Origin of the sequence: Ensifer sp. ENS10, from assembly GCF_014852025.1 — a bacterium.
Classification (GTDB): Bacteria; Pseudomonadota; Alphaproteobacteria; order Rhizobiales; family Rhizobiaceae; genus Ensifer.
The window spans coordinates 863,212-883,324 of record NZ_JACVAS010000002.1 but is presented as its reverse complement, the minus strand read 5'-3'; the positions used below and the strand labels follow the sequence as shown (position 1 = coordinate 883,324).

The 20,113-nt window shown below is 63.5% G+C and carries 17 protein-coding genes; 12 read left to right on the top strand and 5 right to left on the bottom strand.

What is annotated here, in order from left to right:
* Positions 1 to 83: 83 nt before the first annotated feature.
* From IB265_RS11235 to IB265_RS11205, 7 genes are all read left to right on the top strand, one after another.
* The gene (locus IB265_RS11235; RefSeq protein ID WP_057253323.1) at positions 84 to 1,622 is read left to right on the top strand and encodes an aromatic amino acid lyase; all 1,539 of its coding nucleotides are present in this window, start codon (positions 84 to 86) and stop codon (positions 1,620 to 1,622) included.
* Between the two features lie 28 nt (positions 1,623 to 1,650).
* Positions 1,651 to 3,027 (top strand): dihydroorotase family protein, encoded by a 1,377-nt coding sequence (locus IB265_RS11230; protein ID WP_057253324.1) that lies wholly within the window; start codon positions 1,651 to 1,653, stop codon positions 3,025 to 3,027.
* The gene (locus IB265_RS11225; RefSeq protein WP_057253326.1) at positions 3,027 to 4,310 is read left to right on the top strand and encodes a Zn-dependent hydrolase; all 1,284 of its coding nucleotides are present in this window, start codon (positions 3,027 to 3,029) and stop codon (positions 4,308 to 4,310) included. Before IB265_RS11230 ends, IB265_RS11225 begins: the two co-directional genes overlap by 1 nt.
* 1 nt (position 4,311) lies before the next feature.
* Positions 4,312 to 5,406 (top strand): DUF917 domain-containing protein, encoded by a 1,095-nt coding sequence (locus IB265_RS11220; RefSeq protein ID WP_057253328.1) that lies wholly within the window; start codon positions 4,312 to 4,314, stop codon positions 5,404 to 5,406.
* Positions 5,407 to 5,419: 13 nt separating this feature from the next.
* Complete coding sequence (locus IB265_RS11215) at positions 5,420 to 5,749, top strand: TfoX/Sxy family protein (protein WP_057253330.1); 330 nt, start codon at positions 5,420 to 5,422, stop codon at positions 5,747 to 5,749.
* A gap of 488 nt (positions 5,750 to 6,237) precedes the next feature.
* Positions 6,238 to 7,896: a urocanate hydratase gene (locus tag IB265_RS11210; protein ID WP_192494785.1), complete on the top strand. Its 1,659-nt coding sequence runs from the start codon at positions 6,238 to 6,240 to the stop codon at positions 7,894 to 7,896.
* A gap of 405 nt (positions 7,897 to 8,301) precedes the next feature.
* On the top strand, positions 8,302 to 9,108 hold the full coding sequence (locus IB265_RS11205) for a class I SAM-dependent methyltransferase (protein ID WP_057253334.1): 807 nt from the start codon (positions 8,302 to 8,304) through the stop codon (positions 9,106 to 9,108).
* Between the two features lie 242 nt (positions 9,109 to 9,350).
* On the opposite strand, the gene IB265_RS11200 is transcribed toward IB265_RS11205, so the two are convergent.
* The 5 genes from IB265_RS11200 to IB265_RS11180 form a co-directional block, all read right to left on the bottom strand.
* Entirely contained in the window at positions 9,351 to 10,112 is a 762-nt protein-coding gene (locus tag IB265_RS11200; protein ID WP_057253336.1) for an SDR family NAD(P)-dependent oxidoreductase, read from the bottom strand.
* Between the two features lie 4 nt (positions 10,113 to 10,116).
* Positions 10,117 to 10,935 carry an ABC transporter permease gene (locus IB265_RS11195; protein WP_057253338.1) on the bottom strand — a complete coding sequence of 273 codons (819 nt, stop codon included), beginning with the start codon at positions 10,933 to 10,935 and terminating at the stop codon, positions 10,117 to 10,119.
* Positions 10,935 to 11,801, bottom strand: coding sequence for an ABC transporter permease (locus IB265_RS11190; protein WP_057254366.1), 867 nt, complete (start codon positions 11,799 to 11,801; stop codon positions 10,935 to 10,937). The genes IB265_RS11195 and IB265_RS11190 overlap by 1 nt, the downstream gene beginning before the upstream one ends.
* A gap of 266 nt (positions 11,802 to 12,067) precedes the next feature.
* A complete protein-coding gene (locus tag IB265_RS11185; RefSeq protein WP_057253339.1) occupies positions 12,068 to 13,228 on the bottom strand; it encodes a spermidine/putrescine ABC transporter substrate-binding protein in 1,161 nt (386 codons plus the stop codon).
* Between the two features lie 70 nt (positions 13,229 to 13,298).
* Positions 13,299 to 14,381: an ABC transporter ATP-binding protein gene (locus IB265_RS11180; protein WP_057253341.1), complete on the bottom strand. Its 1,083-nt coding sequence runs from the start codon at positions 14,379 to 14,381 to the stop codon at positions 13,299 to 13,301.
* A gap of 218 nt (positions 14,382 to 14,599) precedes the next feature.
* On the opposite strand from IB265_RS11180, the gene IB265_RS11175 reads away from it, so the two are divergent.
* The 5 genes from IB265_RS11175 (at position 14,600) to IB265_RS11155 (ending at position 20,110) form a co-directional block, all read left to right on the top strand.
* Positions 14,600 to 15,370: a LuxR C-terminal-related transcriptional regulator gene (locus IB265_RS11175; RefSeq protein ID WP_375293061.1), complete on the top strand. Its 771-nt coding sequence runs from the start codon at positions 14,600 to 14,602 to the stop codon at positions 15,368 to 15,370.
* A gap of 231 nt (positions 15,371 to 15,601) precedes the next feature.
* On the top strand, positions 15,602 to 16,567 hold the full coding sequence (locus IB265_RS11170) for a sugar-binding transcriptional regulator (RefSeq protein ID WP_057254368.1): 966 nt from the start codon (positions 15,602 to 15,604) through the stop codon (positions 16,565 to 16,567).
* Between the two features lie 122 nt (positions 16,568 to 16,689).
* On the top strand, positions 16,690 to 18,132 hold the full coding sequence (locus tag IB265_RS11165; RefSeq protein ID WP_057253346.1) for an extracellular solute-binding protein: 1,443 nt from the start codon (positions 16,690 to 16,692) through the stop codon (positions 18,130 to 18,132).
* A 185-nt stretch (positions 18,133 to 18,317) separates the two neighbouring features.
* On the top strand, positions 18,318 to 19,241 hold the full coding sequence (locus IB265_RS11160) for a carbohydrate ABC transporter permease (protein ID WP_057253347.1): 924 nt from the start codon (positions 18,318 to 18,320) through the stop codon (positions 19,239 to 19,241).
* Positions 19,242 to 19,252: 11 nt separating this feature from the next.
* Positions 19,253 to 20,110, top strand: coding sequence for a carbohydrate ABC transporter permease (locus IB265_RS11155; protein ID WP_057253349.1), 858 nt, complete (start codon positions 19,253 to 19,255; stop codon positions 20,108 to 20,110).
* The last annotated feature ends 3 nt before the right edge of the window (positions 20,111 to 20,113 follow it).

Genomic DNA, 20,113 nt, shown 5'->3' with positions numbered 1-20,113 from the left:
CGAGCGGCGGTTGCGAGACATCAGAGCATCCGCGCACCGTTTCGAAACCGAAGCGGCTCCTGCGCGGGAAGGTATCCATCGGCATGCTGCATCAGGTCAAATCCATCGTTCTCTGCGGGAAACCGCTGGACTTCGCGACGCTCGAGGACATCGGGGCGGGAAGGGTTCGGCCGGTGGCCGATGACGGCGGCATGGAGCGGGTGGCCGCGGCCCACAAGGTGGTTGCCGAGCGTGTCGCGATGGGGCTTCCCGTCTATGGTTCCAACACCGGCGTCGGCTCGATGAAGGACCGTCTCTGGACGGCCGACGATCTGGCTGAATTCAACAATTCGCTGGTCAGAGCCCACCATTTCGGCACCGGCGAGTTCTTCGCGCCGGCGATCGTGCGCATGGCGATCGCCATCCGCGTCAACACCGCCATGCGCGGCCACACCGGCTGCAGCCCGGATCTGATCCGGGCGTTTCTGTCCCTTCTTGCGTCCGACATCATTCCGGCCGTGCGCCGGCACGGCTCGATGGGCTGCGCCGATATCGGCCTGATGGGGCAGATCGCCTCGGTGCTGACAGGCGTCGGCGAGGCCTACTATCAAGGGCGCCTCGTTTCGGCCGAGACGGCGCTTGCCGAAGCGGGCCTGAAGCCATTCGTCATGCAGCCGCGCGACGCGCTGGCGGCGCTCAGCGTCAATGCCATTTCCTTCGCCGCGGCGGCCAACGTGCTGCGCGAGGCGGCGGCCGCGATCCGCGTGCTGCTCGTCACCGGCGTTATGTCATCCTTAGCGCTTGGCGCGTCGGCCGATCCGTGGCGGGTGGCGGCAACGCTCTCGACCCGCGGCGAGGCGCTGGTCGGCTCCTGGCTCTACGGTCAATCCGGTGTTGCAGACTGGCCGGTGCCGACGGCCATCCACGATCCGCTCAGCCTGCGCATGACCGCCCAGGTGTTCGGCGCCGTCGTCGATACACTGATGGTTGCCGCCGGGCGGCTGGTGGAGGCGACCTATCTCTCCGACGACAACCCGGTGGTGCTCGGCGGCCAGGTGCATTCCTCCGGTGCGTCGCTGCCGTTGACGACGACGCTTTATATCGAAGCGGCACAGATCGCCTTTTCGCATGCGGCACGCAACGTGTTGAACCGCTGCATCCTTCTGTCGAACGGCGGACGTCGCAATCTCTCGGTCAATCTTGTCGCGCCGGGAGAGGTGGCGACCGGGCTCGGCCCGCTGATGAAGCTCGCCGTCGAACTTTACATGCGGGTGCAGTCGCTGGCCGTGCCGCTCTCGGCGCAATCGATCGTCGTTGCCGGCGGTCTCGAAGAAGAAGCGACCTTCCTGCCGCTGATCGTCGAGCGCATGGAAACGCAGGTGCGGGACCTGCGCCAGCTTGCCGCCATCGAGGCGATGCTGTCGTCGCAGGCGATCGATCTCGTCGGTGACCAGCCGCAGGGCGTCGTCAAGCGCGCCTACGACCAGACCCGTTCCGTCAGCCCTATGTATCTCAAGGACCGGCCGCTCTCGAAGGAGATCGAGGCGCTGCAGGATGCCTTCACCTGCCACGATCTGCTGCGCTCCTTCGTCGCCACCGCACCGATGCCGGAGTTCGACGACTTCTTCGCGCTCGGCAAGTGACCCACACCTGACCCATCGGGAGTACAGCATGTCCGATTTCGATCTCGTTCTGAAAGGCACCGTTGTTCTCCCTCACCGGATCGTCGAGGGCGGGCACGTGGCGGTTCGCGACGGCAAGGTGGTGCATGTCGGCCAGGGAGCGGCACCGGCGGCACGCGAGCGGCATGATCTCGGGAATGCGCTGATCCTGCCCGGCGCCGTGGATGCGCAGGTGCATTCGCTGTCGCAGAAGAACCAGGAGGATTTCATCTGGTCGACGCGTTCGGCGGCTGCCGGCGGCGTCACCACCATCGTCGACATGCCCTATGACGAGGGCAATCTCGTCTGCTCGGCTGAAGCCCTTCGCCGCAAGATCGACCATGCCGGTCCGCAGGCGCGTGTCGACTTCGCGCTTTATGGCACCGTCGACCCAGAGGAGGGGCCGGCACGCATCGGCGAAATGGTGGAGGCGGGTGTCGCCGCCTTCAAGTTCTCGACCTTCGGCACCGATCCCAAGCGCTTTCCGCGCATTCCGGCGGCGCTCCTTGAAGATTGCTTCCGCGCGATCGCGCCAACCGGGCTTGCCGCCGGCGTCCACAACGAGGACGACGAGGCGGTGCGCGCCGCGATCGATAAGGTCAAGGCGGCGGGCATCACCGACTACCGCGCCCACGGGCTGTCGCGCCCGCCGCTGACGGAACTGCTTGCCACCAACCAGATTTATGAGACCGGCGCTGCCACGGGCTGCCCCGCGCATGTGGTGCACTGCTCGCTCGGCCGTGGCTACGAGATTGCCGCCGCCTACCGCGCGCAAGGACATGCGGCGACGATCGAGTGCTGCATCCACTATCTGACGCTCGACGAGGAAAACGACGTCCGGCGCCTCGGCGGCAAGGCGAAGATCAATCCGCCGATCCGCCCGCGCGCCGAGGTCGAGAAACTCTGGCGGCATGTGGCCGATGGTACGGTGACGATGGTCTCGACCGATCATGTGAGCTGGTCGGAGGACCGCAAGACCAATCCGGACATGCTGGCCAATGCCTCCGGCGTGCCGGGGCTGGAAGTCATGGTGCCGCTCTTCGTCAAAGGCGCGCTCGAACGGGGCATTCCGTTGACGCGAGCAGCCGAACTGATGACGCTGAACCCGGCGCGGCATTTTCGTCTGGACCACCAGAAGGGCGCGCTCGAATCCGGCAAGGACGCCGATATCATCGTCATGACGCCTGAGCCCTATGTCTATGACGCAGCGGCAAGCGGTCACAACGTTGTCGGCTGGTCGCCCTATAACGGTATCAGGCTACCCTGGCGGGTATCTGCCACGTATCTGCGCGGCAGGCTCGCCTTCGATGGTCGCGAGGTGCTGGCCGAGCCCGGTGTTGGGCAATTCGTCCGGCCGCTGGCCACGTTGGCGCTGCAGGAGGCGTGATGAGCAAGACCGCCCACAACAAGGTCCCGGCCAATCTGCCTGTCAATGCCGGCCGGATCGCCGGCATCGTGAACGGTTTGGCCGGCATCACCGAGCTCGACCGGCCCTACACACGCCGCGCTTTCACGCCGCTGTTTCTCGAGGGCCGCGCCTTCCTCGACCGGCGCTTCCGTGCCGCCGGGCTCGAAACCCGGATCGACGCCGCCGGAAATCTGATCGGCCGGCGCAAGGGGCGCAAGTCGGCGCTCGGCACCATCATGCTCGGCTCCCATTCCGACACGGTGCCGGACGGCGGCCGCTTCGACGGTATCGCCGGCGTTGCGGCCGCGCTCGAAGTGGCGCGGGCCCTGGCCGACAACGGCATCGAGCTCGACCATGATCTGGAGATCGTCGATTTTCTCGCGGAGGAAGTGTCGATCTTCGGCGTTTCCTGCGTCGGCAGCCGCGGCATGGCGGGCGTGCTGCCTGATGGCTGGCTGAGCCGTACCCAGGGCGAACTCAGTCTGCGGCAGGGTATCGTCGAGGTCGGCGGTGATCCGTCGCGGCTTTCGGGTTCCAAGCGCTCCGACATCAGGGCATTTCTGGAACTGCACATCGAGCAGGGGCCGGTGCTCGAAACCGGGCGGCTCGATGTCGGCGTCGTGACCGCCATTTCCGGCATCACTCGCATCGAGATCATCGTCGAGGGGCAGGCGGATCACGCCGGCACGACGCCGATGGGGCATCGGCGCGACGCGCTGGTCGCAGCCTCGCGGCTCGTGCTGGAGATCGAGCGGCTGGCGATGGAACTCTCGCAAGGCGAGGGGCATTTCACCGCAACGGTCGGCGAATTTGCGATCGAGCCGAATGCGGCGAATGTGGTGCCGTCGCGCGTGCGGTTGTTGATCGACGCGCGTGCCGAGCTCAGGCCGCAGATGGAGCGGTTTCTCGCGACGCTTGGGCCCCTTTGCAACGGCCTCGCCGAGGCATCGGGCGTGACGATCGCGCCTGCCAATGTGATTTCCGACAACCACCCGACGCCGGGCGATGCGCTGCTGCTCTCGACGCTGGAAGAAAGCTGCGACGCAATCGGCGCCAAGCACCGGCGCATGGCGTCCGGTGCCGGCCACGATACCGCCTGGATGGGGCGCATCACCCGCTCGGCGATGATCTTCATACCCTGCCTCGGCGGGCGCTCGCATGCGCCGGAGGAATGGGCCGAAAACGACGACATCGCGCTTGGCGCCGCCGTTCTTTTCGATGCGGTGAAGAGGCTCGACAGACGATTGCAGGAGAAGGTGTGAGATGGGCCGGATACTGAAGGAAAAGGACGTCGAGGCGGCGGTCAAGGGCGGCTCCGTCTATGCCGCCGGCGGTGGCGGCTGGGCCGACCATGGCCGCATGCTTGGCTACGCCGCGGTCTCGATCGGCAAGCCCGAGCTGGTGTCGATCGACGAGCTCGACGCCAACGATTGGGTGGCGACGGCAGCGGCCATCGGCGCCCCGGCCTCGACCACGCCCTGGGAAATGCGCGGCGTCGACTACGTCAAGGCGGTGCAACTGTTGCAGGAGGCGCTCGGCGAGAAGCTCTCGGGCCTGATCATCGGCCAGAACGGCAAGTCCTCGACGCTCAACGGTTGGCTGCCCTCGGCAATCCTCGGCACCAAGGTGGTTGACGCGGTCGGCGATATCCGCGCGCATCCGACCGGCGACATGGGCTCGATCGGCCTTGCTGGTTCACCCGAACCGATGATCCAGACGGCGGTCGGCGGAAATCGCGACGAGAACCGTTATATCGAGCTGGTGGTGCGCGGCGCCACCGCCAAGGTCTCGCCGGTCCTGCGCACCGCGTCGGACATGTCGGGCGGCTTCATCGCATCCTGCCGCAATCCGGTGAGGGCGTCCTACGTGAAAGCCAATGCGGCGCTCGGAGGTATCTCGCTGGCGCTGGCTCTGGGTGAGGCGATCATCGCGGCGGAAGCCAAGGGCGGCAGCGCTATCATCGACGCGATCGTCAAAGCGACCAATGGCGCGATCCTTGCCGAAGGCACGATCACCGACAAATCGGTCGTCTATACCAAGGAAGCCTTCGACATTGGCACGGTGACGCTGGGGAAGGGCGCTGACTCGACGGTACTGCACGTGATGAACGAATACATGGCGGTTGACTCTGCGGAAGGCCAAAGGCGCGCGACCTTCCCCGACGTCATCACCACGCTTTCGCCCGACGGCGAACCCTTGAGCGTCGGGCAATTGCAGGTGGGGATGAGGATCTTCGTGCTGCATGTGCCGAAGACGGTGATCCCGCTTTCTTCCAGCGTACTCGACCCGACGGTCTATCCATCCGTCGAAAAGGCGATGGGCATCGAGCTTGCCCGCTACGCGCTTTCCGAAAGCTGACGGGAGCGATGCCATGGCGCGTGATGCAGGGCTTGAGGAACTGATACGGGAGGAACTCGGCGAGCGAGCCGGCCTTTCGGAAAAGGCGATGTTCGGCGGCTGGGCCTATCTGCTGCATGGCAACCTGCTCCTTGGCGCACGCGAGGGCTCGCTGCTGGTGCGGCTCGGCAAGGGCAATGACGGCTGGGCGCTGGCACTACCCGATATCGAGCTGATGGTGATGAACGGGCGGGCGATGCACGGCTGGGTGCGCGCAGGCGCGGATGCCTACGGCGACGATGCCTTGCGCCGGCGGCTGCTCGATGGGGCGGTTGCGTTCGTGGAGACGCTGCCGCCGAAGTGATGTGATGACACGGAGAATGTAGTATCATCCAAGTTATATGTCTTGGCGAGGATTGCTTTATGTTTAGATCGCGATCAGCTAGCTTAGTTCATTTTTTTATCGGTGTTGGTTTGCCCTATTTTGCAATTTTATCAATGTATATAAATGCATGGATATTGTATTTAAATTATAGATTGTCTATCGGCAGTGTTAGTATTGATGTAATCAGAATCATGATAAAGTCATATAATTATAGTTTGTATTCAGTTCTTTTATATTTCGCTCCTGTTTGGCTTATTTACATGGCCGCGAACTGGCGGGCCTATCTGTCTATTTTAGCGGATGCGACAGATAGAGAGAGGTGGAAGAAGGATCCTGCTTTCAGAGAAACCATTCTAGGGATGAGCATTTTCTACTGGGACGAGTTGGTCAAAGAATGTGAATCGCTGCCTGCGAAATGAAACAGGCGTTCGTCGCCGGTCGGCGAGACAACAAAGAGGAACAAGACGATGCCCAAGGCCAATCCCCGGCACCCTAATTTTCCGATCCCCGGCGGGCCGGAGCTGCGCGCCAAGGGCTGGCGGCAGGAGGCGCTGTTGCGGCTCCTCGAAAACGTGCTTTCGGTCGGCGAGGATCCGGACAATCTGATCGTCTATGCCGCACTCGGCAAGGCGGCGCGCAACTGGCCGGCGCATCGCGCCATCGTCAAGACGCTCACCGAGATGGACGAGGACCAGACGCTGATCATCCAGTCGGGCAAACCCGTGGGTCTGCTCCAGACCCATGCCAAGGCGCCGCTGGTGATCATGGCCAATTGCAACATCGTCGGCCAATGGGCGAAGGCGGAGGTGTTCTATGAATTGCAGCGCAAGGGGCTGATCTGCTGGGGCGGGCTGACGGCCGGCGCCTGGCAATATATCGGCAGCCAGGGGGTGATCCAGGGCACCTACGAGATTTTCATGCGCATCGCCGAGCGCCGATTCGGCGGCGATCTCTTCGGTCGTTTCGTGCTGACGGCGGGTCTCGGCGGCATGGGCGGGGCGCAGCCGCTCGCCGGCCGCATGGCGGGGGCTGCGATCCTCTGCGTTGACATTGATGCGGAGCGGGCGAAGAAGCGCCGGGAGATCGGCTATCTCCAGGAGATCGCGCCGGATCTCGATGCGGCGCTGGCGATGATCGACGCGGCTGTGAAGGAGAAGCGCGCGCTTTCCGTCGGCCTCGTCGGCAATGCGGCGGAAATCTACCCGGAAATCGCACGGCGCGGCATCGTGCCCGACGTGGTGACCGACCAGACCTCGGCGCATGATCTCGTCTACGGCTACGTGCCGAAGGGCATGAGCCTCGACCAGGTGAAGTCGCTGCGCGATGACGGCCAGGGGCAATTGATGGCGGCAAGCCGTGCCTCGATCGTCGAACACGTCAAGGCGATGCTCGACTTCCAGAAAAAGGGCTCGGAAGTCTTCGACAACGGCAACCTGATCCGCACCCAGGCCCGCGAGGGCGGCGTTGCCAATGCCTTCGACATTCCGATCTTCACCGAAGCCTATCTCAGGCCGCTCTTTGCCCGCGCCATCGGGCCGTTCCGCTGGATGGCGCTGTCAGGCGAGGAGAGCGACATCGCCCGCATCGACGACCTTTTGCTGGAGATGTTCCCGGACAACAAGATCATCACCAACTGGATCAAGCTCGCACGTCAGCATATCCCGTTCGAGGGCCTGCCGGCCCGCATCGCCTGGCTCGGCCATGGCGAGCGCACGGCACTGGCGCGGCGCGTCAACGAACTGGTGGCGTCCGGCGAACTCAAGGGGCCGATCGCGTTCTCGCGCGACCATCTCGATGCTGGCGCCATGGCGCACCCGAACATCATGACCGAGCGGATGAAGGACGGATCGGACGCGATCGCCGATTGGCCCTTGCTCGACGCCATGCTGCTCTGCTCGTCGATGGCCGATCTCGTCGTCGTGCATTCCGGCGGCGGCGGCTATGCCGGCTATATGACCAGCTGCGGCGTGACCGTCGTTGCCGACGGCACGGCTGAGGCCGACGAGCGGCTCGACCATGCGCTCACCAACGATACCGCGCTCGGCGTCATCCGTTATGCCGATGCCGGCTACGACGAGAGCTTCGAGGAGATCGCCGCCAAGGGCATCGGGCATGTGAAGGTGTAGGCCTTGGCGCAAGGCCCGCGCAGGGCCGTCACATTCACCGACCTCATTCCTGTGCCTGTCACAGGAATCCAGCAGCGCCGCGTCGGCGGCGCTAGAGACGCTTTCATTTTCGCTGACTGCAGAGCGTCATTCACGGCGCGGACGCGCTGTGGCTGGATTTCTGTGACAAGCACAGAAATGAGGGAGAAGAGGAAACGCTCCAGGTCCTCAGGCAAGGGCGATGGTCGAGGCGGCGATGGCCGGCCTCAGACAGAGCGCAGAAAATGTGACGATCGTCGCTGGCTTTGCGGCCGATCAACAGCTGGCCTGCCTCGCTGACTTGCGGGATTCCACCTGTCCGGCTCTGAGGCTTGGGCTTGAGCAATGCAAGCGCTAATATGCCGCCTTTGCTGCCCGGAGGCGATCATGACGTCGAGCTTCAATGTGCAGAGTGCGGCCGGCTATGAACAACTGATGGGGCGGTGGAGCAGGCAGCTGGCGCCGTTGTTCATCGACTTTGCCGGCATTACCGACGGCGAACGGGTGCTGGACGTCGGCTGTGGCACCGGAAGCCTGACCTTCGCGCTGCCGCATGCCGCAAATCTCAGCGAGATTGTCGCGATCGATTTTTCACCCGTCTTCGTCGAGGCGGCGACCCGGGCGAACAGCGATCCACGGATCAGGATCCAGCAGGCCGATGCCTGCGCGCTTCCCTTTGCCGATGCTTCTTTCGACCGGGCGCTGGCGCTGCTGGTGCTGCATTTCGTTCCGGAGGCGGGAAAGGCGGTTGCCGAGATGCGCCGGGTCACGCGGCCGGGCGGCGTGGTCGCCGCTGTGGTCTGGGATCATCTTGGCGGCATGCCAGGCATGCGCATGGTGCTCGATACGGCGGCGATGCTCGATGAGAATGCGGAACAAATACGCAGCCGCTATTGCTTCCAGCCGATGATGCGGCCGGGCGAAATGATGCAGAGCTTTGCGGCGCATGGCCTTGAAAAGATCGAGCAGACCTCTCTCATGATCCGGATGGACTATCAGTCGTTCGAGGATTTCTGGCAGCCGATCGCGGCGGGCGAGGGACCCTTGGGCAAATATGTCGGCGGGCTGGATCAGGCGCTGCGGGCAAAGGTCGATGCGGCGGTCAAGGCCGCCTATGAGGCCGGCCAGCCCGACGGTCCCCGGTCCTTTGCGGCGGTGGCTTGGGCATGCCGGGGGACGGTTCCGGAGGCCTGATAAGGTCGCCAACCTCATCCCTGTGCTCGTCACAGGGATCCAGCAGCGGCGCGTCGGTGGTGCGAAAGGCACCTTCGATCCGGCGTTCTAAAGAGTCATTCACGGCGCGGACGCGCCATGGCTGGATTTCTGTGACAGGCACAGAAATGAGGGAGGGGAGGAGACGCTCCAAGCCCAACTGCATGAGGGGAACGCGCGATTGCCGCACCTCGCGACATCGGGAGGATGCTACGTCAGCATCTTCACACCACCGTCTCGCCACCGTCCACCACCAGGATCTGGCCGGTCATGTAGGAGGAGCGGTCGGAGACGAGGAAGAGGATCGACTCGGCGATCTCGTCGACACTTGCCCAGCGGCCGAGCGGCACCTTTTCGCGGATATAGGATTCGATCGCGCCGCGCCCGCCCATCTGGGCGATGAAGGGCTCGTTGAAGGGCGTGTCGACCCAGCCGGGGCAGAGCGCGTTGACCCGGATGCCGTGGCGTGCGTAGTCGCCGGCCATCTGCTTGGTCATGGCGATGACGGCGTGTTTGGTGGTGGTGTAGGCGATCATCTCGCGATCATAGAGCACGCCTGAGGAGGACGAGGTATTGACGATGACGCCGCGGCCGGCCGCCCTCATCGACGGCATGACGAGGCGTGCGGCCATGAAATGGGCGCGGACGTTGAGGTTCCAGGAACGGTCGAAGCCCGAAATCTCGACCTCTTCGAGATCGCCCGCCACTTGAGCGCCGGCATGGTTGTGCAGAATGTCGATGCTGCCGTGGCGATAGAGGATATCGGCGATACCATCGCTGAGCGCTGCGTCGTCGGTGACGTCGATCGCCAGCGCCTCGGCGCTGCCGCCCTTGGCGGCGATCGCCGCGACGGCGGTGCTGGCAGCCGCAAGGCTGCGGTCGACGACGACGACATGGGCGCCCTCGCGCGCCATGATGGCAGCACCCGCCTGACCGATCCCGGAGCCGGCTCCGGTCACGATCGCGACCCGGTCTTTCAGGATCATGGTTTCACTCCCCGGATTTTGTTTTCTTCTCTCGCATCAGGATGCGGGCGGTCAGGATCAGAAGCAGCGAGGCGACAAGCACCAGCGTCGCGATCGCGTTGATCTCGGGCGTCACGCCGCGGCGGATCGAGGCGAAGACGTAGATCGGTAGCGTGGTTTTCGAGCCCGCGACGAAGAAGGCGATGATGAAATCGTCGAAGGAGAAGGTGAAGGCCAGAAGAAAGCCGGCGAGGATCGACGGCAGGATCTGCGGCAGCACGATCAGCCGGAAGGTCGTGAGCGGTGTCGCGTAAAGGTCGCTCGAAGCCTCGACGATATCGCGGCCGAGGCTGGCGATGCGGGCCTTCACGATCATCGTCACCAGCGCCATCGAGAACAGGCCGTGGGCGGCGATGATCGAGCCGTAGCCGAGGCCGAGCTGCGGCGGCTGATCGCCCGGCCAGATGGTGGCGAGCGCCGGATTGATGAAGGAGAAGACGGCGACCAACGCCACCAGCGTCGCGATGCCGATGACGACGCCGGGCACGACGATTGCCGCTGCAAAGAGCGCATCGAAGATCGCCCGGTTGCGCGGCGCCAGCCGCTCCATGCCAAGGGCCGCCATGGTGCCGAAGATCGCCGCAAGCGTGGCGCTGGTGAAGGCGATCAGCAGGCTGTTCTGCAAGGCCGAGACCAGGAAGGTGTTGCCCAGCGCCTTGCCGTACCAGGCGGTCGAAAACCCGGTGAACTCGCTGGCGTTACGCCCGGCGTTGAAGGAGAACAAGACGACGAGCGCGATCGGCGCGTAGAGGAAGAGATAGACGGAAGAGATAAAGGCGCGCATCAGACGAGATCCACCTGTCTTGTGCCGGCAACGCGGAAGGCAATGCGCATCGCCACCATCAGGATCACCACGACAACGGCAACGAGGGTGACGGCGATCGCCGAGCCGAAGGGCCAGTTGCGCGATTGCAGGAAGAGATCGACCAGTGCATTGCCGATGAAGAACACTTTGCCGCCGCCCAAGAGCTGCGGGATCAGGTATTCGCCAAGAAGCAGGATGGTCACCAGCGCGACACCGGTCATCACCCCTGGTAGCGACAAAGGCAGGGTGACGCCGAAGAAGGTCGAGACCGGCTTGGCGCCGAGATCGGCGGAGGCTTCGAGCAGCCGGCGGTCGAGTTTTTCGAGGCTCACATAAATCGGCATAATCATTAGCGGCAGGTAGCCGTAGACGATGCCGAGCAGCACGGCCCCGGGCGTGTTGAGCATCCTCACGTCCTCGATGCCGATCACCGACAAAAGGTTCGGGATGCCGCGCGAGCCAAGGATGTACATCCAGGCATAGGTGCGCACGAGCAGGCTGGTCCAGAAGGGTACGACCACCAGCGATACGAGGATCAGCCGGTAGCGCGGGTTCGCCTTGACCGCGAGATAATAGGCGACCGGATAGGCGATCAGCAGGCAGGCGAGCGCGCCGATCGGCGCGAGAACGAGCGTGTTCCAGAAGGCCGCCGCACGTGTCGGCAGGTTGGCGAACTGGGCAAAGGTGAAGGCCGCCTGATAGCCGCCTTCCGGTGCGCGTTCGCCGAAAGCGAAGACCAGCATGGCGATGAATGGCAGCACGAGGAAGATCATCAGCCAGGCCGCCGCCGGCGCCACCAGCGCCGCCGTCACCAGGTTTCTCTTCGTGTTCGTTGCCGCGGGCATAAAGTTCATCCGTTCGAGTTTCAGTCGTGTTTCGGTCTGCTTGGCGCGGTGAGGGAAAATGCCCCTCTTCTGCACACAGTGGGTAAGCGCCCCTCATCCGGCCTGCCGGCCACCTTCTCCCCGCTTTCGGGGCGAAGGACACTCGTGGCCCTCGCTTGGTCCCTCTCTTCCGACAGAAGCAAGAGGGCAGGGAGCTCGCCGCTTGTTCCTTCTCCCCGCAAGCGGGGAGAAGGTGCCGGCAGGCGGATGAGGGGCAATTTCCAGGTTCAAGCCGACTTGAAGCGCGCCATCAGCTCTGCGCGGCCGGGGTCGGTCAGCGTCACGGCGGCGCCGAATTCGAGCGGGGTCAGCGAGGCCTCGTCCGGATAGACGATCTTGTTGCCGGTGACGTCGGCCGGAAGCAGCTTCAGCACGCGGCTGTCGGTGGTCGGGGCGCCGTTGGCGATGTGCTCCTTCATGGCGTTTTCCGGCGCCATCAGGTAGTTGAGTAGGGCGTAGCCGGCGGCCTTGTTGGCGGCGCTCTTCGGGATCGCGTAGAAATCCGACCAGATCTCGCCGCCGTCCTTGCCGAGCACGAACTGGATTTCCGGCATGTCGCGGTTGAGCTGGGCGCCGTCATTGGTCCAGCACATGGTCATCCAGGCATCGGTCGCGCGCATCGACGGCTGGTAGTCGCTGTTGATGGCGTAGAGATGCGGCTTGACCTTGATCAGCAGTTCCTCGGCCTTGGCGAGTTCGTCCGGCTTGATCGAGTTGAAGGAAAACCCAAGCGATACCAGCGCATTGCCGATGGTGGTGAGCTGGTAGTCGTGGACCATGGCGCGGCCGTCGGCCTCGGTCATGGCGATCTCGAAGAAGTCCTTCCAGCTCGTCACCGGCGTCTTGATCTTGTTCGAGTTGAGCGCGATGCCGGTGGTGCCCCAGTTCTTCGGCACCGCATAGGTCTTGCCGTCGACGACGCCTTCGTTGGTGAAGCGCGCCGTCTCGGTCGCAGCGTCGTAGTTCGGAAGTTTGGAAAGATCGAGTTCGTCGATGAGCCCGAGCTTCACATAGGTCGAGATCGTGTAGTTGGTGGGAACGAAGAGGTCCCAACCGGTGCCGCCGGCCTGGAGCTTGGCGAGCATTTCCTCGTTGGAGCCGAAGACGTTGACCTCGACGGCAACGCCGGTTGCGGCCTGGAAGGCCTCGAAGGTCGCGGGATCATGGTAGTTCGGCCAGGTGGCGATCGACATCTGCGTGCCGAGGTCGCCGGCAAAGGCAGTGGAGTTGAAGAGGCCCGGCTGGCGCGCGAGAACCGCTGTCGCAAGCCCGAGGCCGGTGACGCCGAGGAAATGACGGCGCGTAACCGAGCCGCGCTTCAGGCGCATCAGTTCGTCCGAGAGCTGATCGGCGGTGATAGGGGCATTTTCTCTGTACCATTTGCTCATGACGCTGTTCCCTTTATCGTTTGACGTTCATGCGTAGGCGGCAGAACCGGCTTGGTGAGGCCGGGAGAGTTCAGGCTGGAAAGACGTGCAGCGCGTTCGGATCGAAGGCGAGGCCGACCTTTTCGCCGGGCTCCACCAGTTCGCTGTCGCCGAGCGTCCGACGGTCGGCCGTCACCAGGAAATCGCCGAGCCCGTCGACCGCGACGGAGTATTCGACGGCTGAGCCCAAAAAGATCCGGTGAGTGACGGTGCCGGCAAGCGCGTCTGCGCTGGCGGCGCCGTTGCGCGTCAGGCGGATCGCTTCGGGCCTGAGCGCCACCGTTGCCGCACCCTTCGTTCCATTGACGGCAGGGGTGGCGAAGCGGGCGCCGTTGGCAAGGACAAGCGACGAGGCGCCGTCGACGGTCGCATCGATGCGGTTGGTCTTGCCGACGAAATCGGCGACGAAGAGGCTTGCGGGACGATCGTAGATCTCCTGCGGCGGGCCGACCTGGACGATGCGGCCGGCATTCATGACGCAGACAAAATCGCTCATCGACAGCGCTTCTTCCTGATCGTGGGTGACGAGCACGAAGGTGATGCCGAGCTCGCGCTGCAGCGTCTGCAGCTCGATCTGCATGGCGGTGCGCAACTTCTTGTCGAGGGCCGCCAGCGGCTCGTCGAGCAAAAGCACCTTCGGCTTGTTGACGATGGCGCGGGCAAGCGCCACGCGCTGCTGCTGGCCGCCGGACATTTCATGGATGCGGCGTTTGCCGAAGCCGCCGAGCCGCACCATTTCCAGCGCCTCCTGGGCGCGGCGGGAAATCTCGGCGCTGGCGATGCGCGGCCGCATCTGCCTCAAGCCGTAGGAGACGTTCTGCTCGACATCGAGATGGGGAAACAGCGCATAGTGCTGGAACACCATGTTGACCGGGCGGCGGTAGGCGGCAACACCGTTCATCGGCTCGCCGCTGATGAAGACCGTGCCCTCGCTCGGCTGCTCGAAGCCGCCGATCATGCGCAGGCAGGTGGTCTTGCCGCAGCCGGAAGGCCCGAGAAGCGCCATGAAGGCGCCACGCGGCACCTCGAGATTAATGTCCGATACGGCCGTCACGGCGCCATAACGTTTGGCGACCGAACGGAATTCGATGTCGTTCGTCGAAGCGGATGTCACGTCTGTTCCCTGCGGTTGTTTTCGGATGCAGCCAGGAATCTCCGTCCTGGCACTCCACCGTCATTGATACGCAGCCTAGTCAGCGCGCACCCTGCCGGTATATACCCCGAGAGAGGTATTTCAACGTGGAATGCTCTGTGTGAGGAGTATACCCCGGAGCAGGAAATATCGGCCGGGAGGGCGGTTTGAGCGTCGATCTCGAGGGGCTTTTTCAGGTCATGGCACCGTTGGTGGCAGGTCCTGCGCTAGACGACGAGGCGGTCGGCACCGCCTATCGGCGGCTGATGTCGACGCTGATGACCTTCGACTATGTGGTCGTCTTTGCCTATCGCGGCAAGGAACGGCCGATCGATCTCTTCAGCACCTTCAACGCCAAGGATCATGTGCTTTTCGTCAGCCTCTACCAGGCGGGGCCCTATCTGCTTGACCCGTTCTACCATGCGGCGTCACAGGGCAAGCCGGGCATCTGGCGGATGCGGGAGCTTGCGCCCGATCGGTTCTTCTCCTCGGAATACTACCGCACCTACTATGTGCAGACCGGGCTTGCGGAGGAAGTCGGCTTCTTCGTGCCGGTCGACGAGCAGATCACCGTCGTGCTGTCGCTGATGCGGCGCGAGGCGACGGGGCCGTTCAGCCCGGCGGAGTTTGCGCTGTTGAAGAAGGTCGAGCCGCTGGTCTCGGCACTGGTGCGCCATCATTGGGCGGGTCTCGGCCGACGGTTCGATGCGGCGCTGGCGAAAACCGGCCGCAGCCGCCGCAAGGCGACGCATCCACCGGCCGATGGCGTCTGGCAGCATCTCAATCTGACGGAGCGGGAATCCTCGATCATCGAACTGGTTCTGCAGGGCCATTCGTCGGAATCGATCGGCCTCAGGCTCGGTATCTCCACCGGTACGGTCAAGGTTCACCGCCGGAACGTCTACCGCAAGCTCGGCATTTCCTCGCAGACGCAATTGCTGTCGCTGTATCTGAGAAACCTCGGGCAGTAAGCCGTGTAGGCGCCGCCCATCACTGCATGCCCGCCCGTAGCGGCGCCCCGACGGCGCGCCGCGCCAGTCGATGCCGGCTCTCCCAATCCCATTCCTCCACAAACGTGATCGATCGCGCGGCTGATCGCTATTGACATTTTTTGCACGCCATGAAATTTCTTTCATTAACGGATAAAAATATCACGAGGTGCAAAAAATATCATGCAGCGCAACAAGGACCGGGTGGAGACAATGACGATTGGCGGGACAGGTATTCGTGACGACGAGACCAGCATGGCGACGCGGGCGGCCTGGCTGCACTATGCCGGCGGGCTGACCCAGGCCGAGGTCGCCAAGCGCCTGGGGCTTACCTCGCTCAAGGCCCATCGGCTGATCATGAAGGCCAACCAGGAAGGACTGGTGAAGGTCTATATCGACGGCGAAGTCTCGGAGTGTGTCGAGCTCGAGCAGGCGCTTTCGGCCCGCTTTGGCCTCGACTATTGCGAGGTGGTGCCGGACTTCGATTCCGACGATCTGCCCCTGAAGGCGCTCGGCATTTCCGGCGCGCAGTTCCTGAAGCGCGAGATCGAGCGCGGCGAGACGGCACTGGTCGGCGTCGGCCACGGCCGCACGCTTGCCGCGTGCGTCGAATATCTGCCGCGCATGGCAAGCGGCAACACCCGCTTCGTGTCGCTGCTCGGCGGGCTCACCCGCAAGTTCTCGGCCAACCCGCATGACGTGATCCACCGGCTCGCCGAGCGCACCGGTGCGGAGGCCTATGTCATGCCGGTGCCGTTCTTCGCCAACACGGTCGAGGATCGCGACGTGCTCTTCAGCCAGCGTGGCGTGCGCGAGGTCTTCGATCTCGCCAAGACCGCCGACCTGCTGATGGTCGGCATCGGCACCGTCGAGCGAGAGGCGTCGCTGGTCTCGACCGGCATGATCGAGACGAGCGAGATCGAGGAGATCCAGAAGGGCGGGGCGATGGGTGAGCTGCTCGGCCACTTCTTCGACAAGGACGGCGCACCAGTCGAAACAGCGTTGTCCGACCGGACCTTCACGCTCAGCCGCGACGACCTGAAGAACCGCCGCACGGTTGCCGTGGCCGGCGGCAAGATCAAGGTGCCGGCCATTCGCGCCGTGCTCGCAAGCGGGCACCTGAGCGGCCTCATCACCGACGAGCGGACTGCACGGGCGCTTGCCGCTGAGAGCGCATGAGGCGCTGAACATTCGGGGCCATTGCGGAGGGCAGGGAGGATCTGCCGTCCAGGCCTTAAAGGGAGGAATACCGGTGGGGTAGCCGGCAGTCGCAATCATACCCGCAACGGAGGAGAAGACGAATGTACGAGAAGGAGAAGGACCTCATCAGCGCATTCCTGCGTGGGGAGGTGGACCGCCGTGGCATGCTCAAGGGATTGGGTGCCGCAGGCCTGACCGCCGGCACGGCCGGCACGTTGTTCAACATGATGTCGACCCGGGCGCTTGCTGCCGATTTCGACTGGAAGGCGCATTCCGGCAAGAAGCTGAAGCTGCTTTTGAACAAGCACCCTTACGCCGACGCGATGATCGCCAACCTGCAGGCCTTCAAGGATCTGACGGGCATCGAGGTCACCTATGACGTGTTCCCGGAAGACGTCTATTTCGACAAGGTGACGGCGGCGCTGTCGTCGGGATCGGCAGAATACGACGCCTTCATGACCGGCGCCTACATGACCTGGACCTATGGTCCGGCCGGCTGGATCGCCGACCTCAACGAATGGATCAAGGATCCGACCAAGACCAACCCCAACTACAACTGGGACGATTTCCTTGCCGGCGTGAAGAACTCCTGCGCCTGGAACGGCCAGCCGGGCGGAGCGCTTGGGTCGGAAGACGCCAAGCAATGGTGCATTCCGTGGGCGTTCGAACAGAACAACATCACCTATAACCGCGAGATGTTCGACAAGGCCGGCGTCGAATTGCCGAAGAACCTCGACGACATGATCGCGGTTGCGGCCAAGCTGCAGAAGGACATCGGCGGCATTTACGGCATCGGCGTGCGTGGTTCGCGCTCCTGGGCAACGATCCATCCGGGCTTCCTGTCGGGTTATGCCAACTTCAACCAGAAGGACCTGAACGTCGGCGCGGACGGCAAGCTGTCGGCAGCGATGAACACCGACGGTTCGAAGGCCTATCACGCCAAGTTCGTGCAGATGATCCAGGAAAGCGGCCCGAAGGACTGGTCGACCTATACCTGGTACCAGGTCGGCACCGACCTCGGCGCCGGCGCATCGGCCATGATCTTTGACGCCGATTGCCTGGGTTACTTCATGAACGGCGGCGACAACAAGATGGCCGGCAAGCTCGGCTATGCCGCCTTTGCCGCAAACCCGGAGGCCACCGCCTCAACGCCGAACATCTGGATCTGGTCGCTTGCCATGTCCAACTTCTCCAAGGACAAGGACGCCACCTGGTACTTCCTGCAGTGGGCTTCCGGTCCCGAACATGCGCTGTTCGGCGCCACAAAGATGGACTTCGTCGATCCTGTTCGCCAGTCGATCTGGAAGGACGAGATCTTCCGCGAGAAGCTGAACGGCAAGTATCCGGGTTACGTCGAAATGTTCGACGCCTCGGCCGCCGGCGCCTCCATCAAGTTCACGCCGCAGCCGCTGTTCTTCGACGTCACCACCGAATGGGCGGCGACGCTGCAGAAGATGGTCGCCAAGCAGGTGCCTGTCGATGAAGGTCTCGACCAGCTTGCAGAAAGCATCAACCGCCAGCTCCAAGAGGCGGGTCTCGGCTGATAGGCCTCCCAAGCGATGCCCGGCGCTGACAAGCGCCGGGCATCCCGAGATGCCGGCTGAGCCGGCCTGTTGCGACCGGTTTGAGGTTGCACCGAAATCAACCCGAGATGCCGAGGGACTGGCGCGGCGCCTATAGGCTCCCGCGTGCCGCGTGCTCTTTAAAGACTTCAGGAACGGAGCTCAACATGGCTTCAACAGAAACCCTCCGCAGACCGGCCTCCGGTTTCAGGATCAGCAGGAAGATGCTTCCCTACGTGCTGAGCCTGCCGGCGTTGCTCGTCTGCATCGGCATCCTCATCCCGTTCTTCACGGCAGTGATCTATTCCTTCCAGCGCTACCGGCTGAGCCAGCCCTGGAGCCGCCAGTTCAACTGGGGCGAAAACTACCTCAACTTCTTCACCGACCCCGCCTTCTGGAACACGCTCAAGGTGTCGCTGCTTTATGCCGGCATCACCGTGACGCTGGAACTGCTGCTCGGCCTTGGCATCGCGCTGCTGCTGCAGCGGCGCTCGACCATCAACAACTTCATCTCGATCATGCTGCTTCTGCCGCTGATGATCGCGCCGGCGCTGGCCGCGCTGATGTGGAAGCTGATGACCAATCCGAGCTTCGGCATTCTCAGCTATCTCGCAAGCCTGATCGGCCTGCATGATTTCCGCTGGGCATCCTCGCCGGATACGGCGCTGCTGACCGTCGTGCTCGTCGACATCTGGGTCTATACGCCCTTCATCATGATCCTGCTTCTGGCGGGCCTGCGCTCGCTGCCGACGCAGCCCTTCGAGGCGGCGGCTCTCGATGGCGTGCCGCGCAGCTTCGTCTTCTTCCGCATCACGCTGCCGATGCTGACGCCCTATATCCTGACGGCGACGCTCTTCCGGCTGCTCGACAGTATCCAGCAGTTCGACATCATCTACGCGATGACGCAGGGCGGCCCCGGCAATACGCTCACCGTCTTCCAGGTCGAGGCCTATCTCAACTTCTTCCAGTCGACCAATGTCGGCCGTTCGGCGGCGCTGCTGATCATCCTGTGGGCGATCACCTACACGCTCTCCAACGTCTTCATCAAGAACTGGCTGCGGCTGCGCGAACGCGCTCGCGGCGAAGCTTAAGGGAGGGACCAATGGAAACCATGTCTCCGCTCGAACGGGTCTTGCGCGGTCTCGCCCTCACGCTCGTCGTCGTCTTCTTCATGTTCCCGATCTTCTGGATCTTCCTGATGTCGTTCCAGACGAACGAGACGATCCTCGCCATCCCACCGTCGATCGTGTTCTCGCCGACGCTCTCGAACTATGCGGCGCTGATCACCGGCAAGCTGCAGACGGCGGCCGGTACGCTCGACATCGCCTTCATGCGCAATCTCGGCAACTCGATCTTCCTGTCGGTCGCCTCCGTTGCCGTAGCGCTCGTGCTCGGCGTGCCCGCGGCCTATGCGTTTGCCCGCCACAAGTTCAAAGGTTCGGAGGACATCGCGTTTACGCTGCTGTCCTTCCGCTTCGCGCCGCCTCTCCTGGTGCTACTGCCGCTGACGCAGTATTTCCAGTGGCTCGGCCTCTCCAACACCTATTTCGGCCTGATCTGGGTCTACCAGCTCATCTGCCTGCCACTCATCCTCTGGATCGTGCGCGGCTACTTCGAGGATATCTCGGCCGACGTCGAATATGCCTATCGCATCGCCGGCCATTCTTGGTTTGCGACGTTCCGCAAGATTGCTCTGCCGCTTGCCGGACCGGGCATTGCCGCTGCCGGCCTGCTCGCCTTCATCTTCGCCTGGAACAATTTCGTCTTCGCGCTGGTGTTGGCATCTGCTGACAAGCAGCCGGTGACGGTCGGCGCGCTTGCCTTCGTCACCTCCTCGGGCATCCAGTACGGACAGATCGCCGCGGCCATCGTGCTTTCGGTCACGCCGACGCTCGCACTTGCACTCTACGCCCAGCGCTACCTCGTCGAAGGCCTGTCGCTCGGCGCGGTGAAAGGGTAACTC

What these genes read in the sequence shown, in the direction of transcription:
- IB265_RS11235 (WP_057253323.1), top strand. Translation starts at nt 84, where the DNA reads ATGCTGCATCAGGTCAAATCCATCGTTCTCTGCGGGAAACCGCTGGAC.
- IB265_RS11230 (WP_057253324.1), top strand. Translation starts at nt 1,651, where the DNA reads ATGTCCGATTTCGATCTCGTTCTGAAAGGCACCGTTGTTCTCCCTCAC.
- IB265_RS11225 (WP_057253326.1), top strand. Translation starts at nt 3,027, where the DNA reads ATGAGCAAGACCGCCCACAACAAGGTCCCGGCCAATCTGCCTGTCAAT.
- IB265_RS11220 (WP_057253328.1), top strand. Translation starts at nt 4,312, where the DNA reads ATGGGCCGGATACTGAAGGAAAAGGACGTCGAGGCGGCGGTCAAGGGC.
- IB265_RS11215 (WP_057253330.1), top strand. Translation starts at nt 5,420, where the DNA reads ATGGCGCGTGATGCAGGGCTTGAGGAACTGATACGGGAGGAACTCGGC.
- IB265_RS11210 (WP_192494785.1), top strand. Translation starts at nt 6,238, where the DNA reads ATGCCCAAGGCCAATCCCCGGCACCCTAATTTTCCGATCCCCGGCGGG.
- IB265_RS11205 (WP_057253334.1), top strand. Translation starts at nt 8,302, where the DNA reads ATGACGTCGAGCTTCAATGTGCAGAGTGCGGCCGGCTATGAACAACTG.
- IB265_RS11200 (WP_057253336.1), bottom strand. Translation starts at nt 10,112, where the DNA reads ATGATCCTGAAAGACCGGGTCGCGATCGTGACCGGAGCCGGCTCCGGG.
- IB265_RS11195 (WP_057253338.1), bottom strand. Translation starts at nt 10,935, where the DNA reads ATGCGCGCCTTTATCTCTTCCGTCTATCTCTTCCTCTACGCGCCGATC.
- IB265_RS11190 (WP_057254366.1), bottom strand. Translation starts at nt 11,801, where the DNA reads ATGCCCGCGGCAACGAACACGAAGAGAAACCTGGTGACGGCGGCGCTG.
- IB265_RS11185 (WP_057253339.1), bottom strand. Translation starts at nt 13,228, where the DNA reads ATGAGCAAATGGTACAGAGAAAATGCCCCTATCACCGCCGATCAGCTC.
- IB265_RS11175 (WP_375293061.1), top strand. Translation starts at nt 14,600, where the DNA reads ATGGCACCGTTGGTGGCAGGTCCTGCGCTAGACGACGAGGCGGTCGGC.
- IB265_RS11170 (WP_057254368.1), top strand. Translation starts at nt 15,602, where the DNA reads ATGACGATTGGCGGGACAGGTATTCGTGACGACGAGACCAGCATGGCG.
- IB265_RS11165 (WP_057253346.1), top strand. Translation starts at nt 16,690, where the DNA reads ATGTACGAGAAGGAGAAGGACCTCATCAGCGCATTCCTGCGTGGGGAG.
- IB265_RS11160 (WP_057253347.1), top strand. Translation starts at nt 18,318, where the DNA reads ATGGCTTCAACAGAAACCCTCCGCAGACCGGCCTCCGGTTTCAGGATC.
- IB265_RS11155 (WP_057253349.1), top strand. Translation starts at nt 19,253, where the DNA reads ATGGAAACCATGTCTCCGCTCGAACGGGTCTTGCGCGGTCTCGCCCTC.